We start from the raw sequence: 7,532 nt of genomic DNA on the forward strand, positions 1-7,532 counted from the left end.
TTTATGAAATATTATATTTATTTGGTTTTGGCAGTTTTATTTTGGTCAGGAAATGTTGTTGTAGGTAGATATGTTTCTACAGATATTTCACCCATGGAGTTATCATTTTTCAGATGGTTTTTTGTGGTGTTGATACTTTCACCTTATACTATTAAAAATAGCAAAAGATTAATAGCTATATTCAGAAAAAATCCACTATTATATTTACTTTGTGGAACTTTGGGTATTAGTGCTTATAATACTTTTATTTATTTGGGAGTGCAGCATTTAACTGCTACGAATACTTTATTAATAAACTCTTCAATTCCAATTTTTATTATTATCTTATCTTCAATACTAATAAATACAAAAATAACAAAAATACAAGGTTTTGGAATACTTCTATCGACTATAGGAGTTGTATATTTATTATTAAAAGGTGAATATGAAGCCTTAATGAAATTAGAGTTTACAAGATATGATTTATGGATTATCTTAGCTTGCATTACTTGGGCTATATATTCTATATATTTGAAGTTTAAACCAAAAGATATAAAGCCTTTGGAGTTTTTATCTATTATTACTTTTATTGGGGTTGTGATACTGTTTTTAGTTTGTGTAATATTTAGTTTTAAATTTGAGTATGGATTTTTGCATGATGAAAAATTATTATTTACTTTAATGTATGTATCAATCTTTCCTTCTATATTGTCATTTTATTTTTGGAACAGTGCGACATATGAAGTTGGAGCTACAAAAGCTGGTCAATTTATTCACTTGATGCCAGTCTTTGGTTTCATCTTGGCATACATATTTTTAAATGAGTCTTTGCATCCTTATCATATTGTAGGAATTACTTTTATTGCTACGGGTATTTATTTATCAATATTTCTAAAAAGGGTGGAAGTTGCTAAATAGTATTTCAGGAATATTGATATTTTTATCTTTTTTATTTACAAATATTGCATACTTCTTAGATAGTAATCTTTTGAATTATGCAAGCTATTTTGCTTGGATAGCTTTTTTATTGCTTTTTATCACATTGGCTAAAAAGAAAATTATAGTTACACTTTTGATTTTGAGCTTATTGTGCTTTTTATTTTCATATATAAAAGGCTTTGATATAAACTTTATAAAAGCCTTGAGTATAAACCAATACCTTCTTACTTTACTTATAGGAGTTACCTTTTTAAAACTTATTGCCACACCAAAGTTTGAAAAAAAAGCAAAAATTGAATCAGGTAAAAGCTCTTTTTTTAAAACCTATTTAGGCGTGCATCTTTTTGGTTCAGTGATAAATCTTTCTTCTTTGATTTTAATAGCTGATAAAATGTATAAAAAAGGTCCACTATCAAAATTGCAGTTAGTTGTACTTACAAGAGCTTTCTCTTCGGATGCTTATTGGTCACCATTTTTCGTAGCCTTTGCAGCTGCTTTAACATATTTGCCAAACTTTGATAAATCAACAATCTTTTTTAGTGGAATCATCCTTGCTCTTATATCTTTAATAGTAACTTATTTTGAAGTTGGTAAAAAGTTCGAAATGGACAGTTTCCAAGGTTATCCTATCTCTTTAGAAACACTTTATATCCCAGTATTATTAGTAATATTTATTTTGATTACAAAATATTATGAAGAGAACTTGAAAGTTATTATTTTAGTGAGTATTTATTCTTTATTATTGACTATTTTTATTTCACTAATAAAAGTAAATTTTACAAAAACACTTTCTTTATTTAAACAACATATTACAAGTGATTTACCTAAAATGAAGATGGAGATATCACTATTTTTGGTTGCTGGTTTATTTGGAGTTTCTGTTAGTACGATTTTAAATGGATACCATGTAACAGTTCCATTTACGCAGTTTACTTATATGGAAGCTTCTATTACTTTATTGGGATTTATATTATTGTCTTTTATAGGAATTCATCCTATTATTACTATTGCTGTTATTGCTAGTTTTTTACTTCAGTTCAATCATACTTTATTGGCAGTTACTTTTTTAATGGCTTGGGCAATTACTGTTTCTTCTTCACCTTTTAGTGGATTAAATTTGACCATCCAATCAAGATACAATGTAGAAGCAAAAGAGGTGTTTTTATTAAATCTTCCATTTATAATAAAGATGTACATAGTTTGCGTATTAGCACTTTATATTTTAGATAAGTTTATACTATAAGATAATATCATACATATTTCATACATAATTTATATACTAAAATAAAACTAACAATAAGAAGGTAAAGAAACTATGAGTCTATTTTTTCTAATTTTACTAAAAGTATTCCCTATTTATATCAATGTTATTTTAGGATATTTATCTACAAAATATCTTCATGTAAAAAGAGAATCAATCGCTGCATTACTAATATATATTTTAGGTCCTATTGTCGTTTTTTCAGCAACTTTGAGTGTAAAGATTAATTTTGCAGTTGCTTTTTTACCTATATTTTTATATATATTTTGTTCAGTTTTAGCTTTTGGCTCGCTATATTTATTTAAAAATTCTTGGTCTGATCCCACAGGAAATATCTTAGCTTTTTCAGCAGGTACTGGAAATACTGGATATTTTGGTATTCCCTTGGCAATTATATTTTTTCCTCCTTCTTTAGCAGATATTTATATTTTTACAGTTTTGACTTCTTTATTGTATGAAAGTACAACAGGCTTTTATGTAACCGCAAAGGGTAATTTTACAGTTGCTCAAGCTTTAAAGAAAATGTCAAAGTTACCAATTCTTTATGCTTTTATTTTAGGAATAATACTAAATTTAGTTGGTTTTGAAATACCTCAAGCTATAAGCTCTTATACTGCACAATTCAAAGGTGCTTATGGAATCTTAGGAATGATGATGCTTGGTATGGGTTTGATTGGTTTAAAAAATAGTGATGATAATTTCGATATGAAATTTATCTCTATAACATTTTTTATGAAATTTATTTTTTGGCCTTTATCAATTGTAGGATTTATCTATTTAGATAAAACATTTTTTATGTTTTTAAATGAAGATTTATATAAAGTTTTATTTCTTTTTGCAATTGTACCACTTGCTGGCAATACAGTAACTCTAGCAGTGTTATTAAATGCTAAACCAGAAAAGGCAAGCTTGGCTGTGTTTTTAAGCACAGTAGTCTCTGTTATAGCAATACCGCTATATATCTTTTGGTATGGAGGATTTTAATTAGTATTTAAAATCCTTCTTGCTTTCCAATAGTGAGCTTTCCAATAAGGATTTGATAAACTAGATATCATAACTCCATTTGATGTTGATACATGCATAAAATCACCGTGACTTAGATATATTCCCACATGTCGAGAGCCTTTTTTACTTGTAAGAAAAAATACTAAATCCCCAGTTTTTAAATCTTTTTTATTGACACTTTTCCCACTTATTGACTGATAATATGTAGTTCTTGGAATATTTTTTCTAAGTTCTTTTCTATATACATCATAGACTAAATAAGAACAATCAATTCCACTTCTAGTTTGACCACCATATTTATATCCTACTCCTTGCCATTGTCTATAATGAGCAAGCAGAGCATCTGAAATATTTATATTATTATATGTCATAGTATTTTTGTATGTAGATAGGGGTTTTGTCGGAGTATAAGGATTTTTTGTAGAACAAGCGGTTATGAAAAATAATAAGAAAATTGAAAAGATTATAGTTCTCATGATATATCCTAAAAGAATTATGTAATATATCAAAAAAGAGCTAAAGAGTAAAGAGGATTAAAATCCTCTTAGTGTAACTCCTATAAAAATTGCAATAACTCCCAATATGATATTTGTAGGTATAAATATTTTTGCTATTGGCTCTAAAGTAGCTTTTGCAAGAGCTAATTCACCCTTATCAAAATACTTTTGAGCTTTGTTTCTTTTTATATAAATATAAATAAAGATTAAAGTCATAATAGTCCAAATAATCTCTTTTGCCATTGCAAAGCTATATAAAGGAGTTGCTTTTAATTCAAGTCCTAAAATCATCATAATCGCAGTAAGTAATAATATTAAAATAGCAGGAATAACTAGATTAAAAAATCTTTGTAGGTTTTCTAAGGTTCTTGCTAATTTTATTTTAGGCTCTTCTATATTTTGCATAGAGTAATGAATAGCAAATCTAATAGCTATCATTCCTCCTACCCATAATACAGCAGAAATTACATGTAAAAATATAATTACATTTGGCATTGATAAAAACAACTCTTTCATTTTAAAGCCTTATAAATTTTCTTTTGCATAAGCTAGTGCTTTTGCTTTTGCCTCATCTACTTTTGATACATCTTTTCCACCAGCTTGTGCGAAGTCAGGTCTACCACCTCCACCTCCGCCTACGATTGGAGCAATTTCTTTTATCCAATTACCAGCTTTTATATTTGTGTTTTTACTTCCAGCTACAAGCATAACTTTGTCATCTTTTGCTTGGATTAAAAGTATTGCTACTTTCTCATTTCCATTTTTTGCATCATCAACTATTTTTTTTATATCACCATTTTTTACAATGTCTACTATTACTTTAGTATCACCAATCATCTCTTCAGCTATTGGTGTAGTTGAGGCACTTTGAGCTTCAGTAACTTCTTGTTTTAAAGTTTTTATTTGTTCTTTTAGTTTTTTAATACCAGAAATTACATCAGAGTTTTTGATTTCACTTTCTATCTCATTCATTTTAGAAATGATAGAATTAGTATATTTAATAGCAGCAGCTCCACAAACAGCTTCTATTCTTCGCACACCTGCACTTACACCTGATTCTTTTATAATATAAAAACTTCCAATATCAAGGGCATTTCGCACATGTGTTCCACCACAAAACTCTACAGAAACATCGTCAAAGTTTACAACTCTAACCATATCTCCATATTTTTCACCAAACATAGCAATAGCGCCTCTTTGTTTAGCTTCTTCTATTGGTAGTTCTTCAACACTTCCTTTTAGTCCTCTTGTAATCATAGAGTTAACTAAATCTTGCACTTCTTCTATTTGCTCATTTGTCATAGCTTTTGGATAAGTAAAGTCAAATCTTAATCTTGAAGCATCATTTAATGAACCAGCCTGTGAAACAGTATCACCTAAAACCATTTTAAGGGCACTTTGCAAAAGGTGAGTAGCACTATGGTGTTTTGCAATTTCATATCTGTTTACTACAACTGCATTTACAACTTCACCTTTTTTTAAACTTGAAGTTTCTACTTTTATTTTAGATAAATTGATTCCATGAAACTTTGAAGTCTCTTCAATGATTGCAATATGTTGTTTATCTTCTAAAGCTCCAATATCACCACTTTGTCCACCACTTGTAGCATAAAATGGCGTTTTATCAAGCATTATCCAACCAGTTTGTCCTTTTTCTAAAGAATCAGTTTCATTGAATTTTTCATCAAGTAAAGTAACTATAGTACTTTTATATGAAGTATTCTCATATCCAACAAATTCATTTATTCCATATTTTTCAAGTAATACTTTAAAATCACCCTCACTAGCTTCATCTCCACTACCTTTCCAAGCAGCTTTAGCTTTAGCTTTTTGCTCATTCATAAGTTTATCAAATGTTTCAATATCTACCTTTAAACCTTTTTCTCTTAACATATCTTCTGTTAAGTCTAAAGGGAATCCATAAGTGTCATATAGTTTAAATGCAACTTCCCCTGAGAAAAGTTCTTTTGTGTTTACCAATTCATCATTAAATAGTGTCATTCCTGAAGCAATAGTTTTGAAAAATCTCTCTTCTTCAAGCATTATTTGCTCTTTTATAAATGAAGCTTGCTCTTTTAAGTCTGTATAGTGTTCACCCATCATAGATATTAATACATCTACAAGTTTTGACATAAATGCTTCTCTAAGTCCTAATAAATAACCATGTCTAACAGCTCTTCTAAGAATTCTTCTATTCACATAAGGACGACCCTCATTTCCAAATAAAATACCTTGAGAAAGCATAAATGATACAGCTCTTAAGTGGTCAGCAATTACTCTATATGAACCAATAGTCTCTTTTGTTGGTTGTTTCTTAGCTAATTTTGCTACTTCATTTACAAGTGGTTTAAAATTAGACGAATCAAAATTATTTAAAACCCCTTCTTTTATGGCAATAACTCTCTCTAATCCCATTCCTGTATCAATAGATGGTTTAGGAAGTGCAGTTTTAACACCATTTTTTTGCTCATATTGCATAAATACTAAGTTCCAGATTTCTAAAAATCTATCACCATCTCCACCTAAATAGTCTTCATCACTTCCAAAGTTTTCAACACCTTGGTCATAAAAGATTTCACTACAAGGACCACAAGGACCTGTATCACCCATAGCCCAGAAATTGTCTTTATCTCCAAATCTTTTGATTCTTGTAGGGTCAATATGTTTTTTCCAAATATTAAAAGCTTCATCATCAGTTTCATGTATAGTTACCCATAATTTATCAATAGGTAAGGCTAGATTAACTGTAATAAATTCCCAAGCATAAGTTATAGCATCTTCTTTAAAATAATCACCAAATGAGAAGTTACCTAACATTTCAAATAATGTATGATGCCGTGCTGTATATCCTACATTTTCTAAGTCATTATGTTTACCACCAGCTCTAATACACAACTGACATGATGTTGCAGTTGGGTTTTTTGGAGCTGGAATAGCACCTGTAAATATGTCTTTAAATTGAACCATACCTGCATTTGTAAAAAGAAGCGTTGGGTCATCTGGGACTAGTGGCATAGAAGATATTACTTCATGTCCTTTGTTTTTAAAAAAATCTAAATACTCTTTTCTAATATCCATGTAAATTTCCAATTATAATTTAAGAGCAAATATTCTAGCTAAAATATAATTTATTAAAGATTATATGCAAAAAAGTACAAGTTTATTTAAAGTTTAAGTATGTATAATTTTTGAAATAATACACATAAAGGAACGTTGATGGGTAAATATATAGAATTGACACAAGATAACTTTGAAGCAACAGTAAAAGAAGGAATCTCAATGGTAGATTTTTGGGCACCATGGTGTGGACCTTGTAGAATGTTAGCTCCAGTAATTGACGAATTGGCTGGTGATTTCGAAGGAAAAGCAAATATTTGTAAAGTAAATACTGATGAAGAACAAGATTTAGCTGTTAAATATGGTGTTAGATCTATCCCTACAGTAATTTTCATGAAAGATGGAGAAGTTGTTGATCAAATGATTGGTGCTGCTTCAAAACAAGCTTTCTCTGATAAGATTAACTCTTTATTATAATAAATAATAAATACTTTTAAAAAGGGCAAGAGATTTTTTCTTGCCCTTTTTTTATTTCTAATATTAAATTTCCTTTAAAAAAAGATTCTAAAAAATAAATCAATTGCATACTTAATCTATATTAGTGTTTAATACGATAAATATTATTAAAGGATAAAAATTATCTTTTAAAGAATTAACTAAAAGGAAAAAGAAGATGTTAGATTTAGCGATAATCGGAGGAGGGCCAGCTGGACTTACAGCAGGTTTGTATTCAACAAGAGGTGGATTAAAAAATGTAACGATGTTTGAGATGGGTATGCCAGGAGGACAAATCA

General features: G+C 28.9%; 8 protein-coding genes. 5 read left to right on the top strand and 3 right to left on the bottom strand.

The genetic code is table 11. From position 1 onward, the window contains the following. Positions 1 to 3 precede the first annotated feature (3 nt). The 3 genes from CRU95_RS10130 to CRU95_RS10140 all read left to right on the top strand — a co-directional run bounded on the left by CRU95_RS10130 (position 4) and on the right by CRU95_RS10140 (position 3,163). The gene (locus tag CRU95_RS10130) at positions 4 to 897 is read left to right on the top strand and encodes a DMT family transporter (RefSeq protein ID WP_129101017.1); all 894 of its coding nucleotides are present in this window, start codon (positions 4 to 6) and stop codon (positions 895 to 897) included. Beyond that, positions 887 to 2,161 carry a tellurium resistance protein TerC gene (locus CRU95_RS10135; RefSeq protein ID WP_129101018.1) on the top strand — a complete coding sequence of 425 codons (1,275 nt, stop codon included), beginning with the start codon at positions 887 to 889 and terminating at the stop codon, positions 2,159 to 2,161. Before CRU95_RS10130 ends, CRU95_RS10135 begins: the two co-directional genes overlap by 11 nt. A 72-nt stretch (positions 2,162 to 2,233) precedes the next feature. Further along, complete coding sequence (locus CRU95_RS10140) at positions 2,234 to 3,163, top strand: AEC family transporter (protein WP_129101019.1); 930 nt, start codon at positions 2,234 to 2,236, stop codon at positions 3,161 to 3,163. On the opposite strand, the gene CRU95_RS10145 is transcribed toward CRU95_RS10140, so the two are convergent. From CRU95_RS10145 to alaS, 3 genes are read right to left on the bottom strand one after another with little or no spacing between them, the layout of a single operon-like run. Further along, entirely contained in the window at positions 3,160 to 3,660 is a 501-nt protein-coding gene (locus CRU95_RS10145; RefSeq protein ID WP_258238678.1) for a C40 family peptidase, read from the bottom strand. The genes CRU95_RS10140 and CRU95_RS10145 overlap by 4 nt on opposite strands. Positions 3,661 to 3,717: 57 nt before the next feature. Then, positions 3,718 to 4,197, bottom strand: coding sequence for a hypothetical protein (locus CRU95_RS10150; protein WP_129101020.1), 480 nt, complete (start codon positions 4,195 to 4,197; stop codon positions 3,718 to 3,720). A gap of 9 nt (positions 4,198 to 4,206) precedes the next feature. Next, a complete protein-coding gene (gene alaS, locus CRU95_RS10155) occupies positions 4,207 to 6,759 on the bottom strand; it encodes an alanine--tRNA ligase (protein WP_129101021.1) in 2,553 nt (850 codons plus the stop codon). A 138-nt stretch (positions 6,760 to 6,897) separates the two neighbouring features. Here alaS and trxA point away from each other — a divergent pair, with 138 nt between their 5' ends. Next, a complete protein-coding gene (gene trxA / locus CRU95_RS10160; protein ID WP_129101022.1) occupies positions 6,898 to 7,215 on the top strand; it encodes a thioredoxin in 318 nt (105 codons plus the stop codon). A gap of 196 nt (positions 7,216 to 7,411) precedes the next feature. Then, the coding region (locus tag CRU95_RS10165; RefSeq protein WP_164969765.1) for an FAD-binding protein at positions 7,412 to 7,532 on the top strand (121 nt) is incomplete at its 3' end.

Origin of the sequence: Arcobacter sp. F2176 (assembly GCF_004116465.1) — a bacterium.
Classification (GTDB): domain Bacteria; phylum Campylobacterota; class Campylobacteria; order Campylobacterales; family Arcobacteraceae; genus Arcobacter; species Arcobacter siniprincipis.

What these genes read in the sequence shown, in the direction of transcription:
- CRU95_RS10130 (WP_129101017.1), top strand. Translation starts at nt 4, where the DNA reads ATGAAATATTATATTTATTTGGTTTTGGCAGTTTTATTTTGGTCAGGA.
- CRU95_RS10140 (WP_129101019.1), top strand. Translation starts at nt 2,234, where the DNA reads ATGAGTCTATTTTTTCTAATTTTACTAAAAGTATTCCCTATTTATATC.
- CRU95_RS10145 (WP_258238678.1), bottom strand. Translation starts at nt 3,660, where the DNA reads ATGAGAACTATAATCTTTTCAATTTTCTTATTATTTTTCATAACCGCT.
- CRU95_RS10150 (WP_129101020.1), bottom strand. Translation starts at nt 4,197, where the DNA reads ATGAAAGAGTTGTTTTTATCAATGCCAAATGTAATTATATTTTTACAT.
- alaS (WP_129101021.1), bottom strand. Translation starts at nt 6,759, where the DNA reads ATGGATATTAGAAAAGAGTATTTAGATTTTTTTAAAAACAAAGGACAT.
- trxA (WP_129101022.1), top strand. Translation starts at nt 6,898, where the DNA reads ATGGGTAAATATATAGAATTGACACAAGATAACTTTGAAGCAACAGTA.